This window comes from Burkholderia sp. LFS061 (assembly GCF_047978125.1).
GTDB lineage: Bacteria > Pseudomonadota > Gammaproteobacteria > Burkholderiales > Burkholderiaceae > Burkholderia > Burkholderia pyrrocinia_C.
This window is the reverse complement of sequence record NZ_JBFPFS010000191.1, coordinates 1-223: the sequence shown is the minus strand read 5'-3', so window position 1 is coordinate 223 and position 223 is coordinate 1. Positions and strand designations below refer to the sequence as shown.

Annotated in this window: 1 pseudogene; it reads left to right on the top strand. The window is 72.6% G+C overall.

The features are described from left to right. Positions 1-33: 33 nt before the first annotated feature. A pseudogene (locus ACNQQL_RS36305) lies at positions 34-223 on the top strand (type II secretion system protein GspF); the annotation flags it as partial.

The window sequence follows — 223 nt, the reverse complement described above, 5'->3', positions numbered from 1 at the left end:
AAGTGCTGCGCGTGACGGGAGGCGCATAGCGCGATGCCGGCATTCCGTTTCGAAGCGATCGATGCGGCGGGACACGCGCAGAAAGGCGTCATCGATGCCGACAGCGCGCGTGCCGCGCGCGGCCAGTTGCGCACGCAGGGGCTCACGCCGCTCGTCGTCGAGCCGGCCGCCAGCGCGACGCGCGGCGCGCGTACGCAGCGGCTCGCGTTCGGCCGCAAGCTGT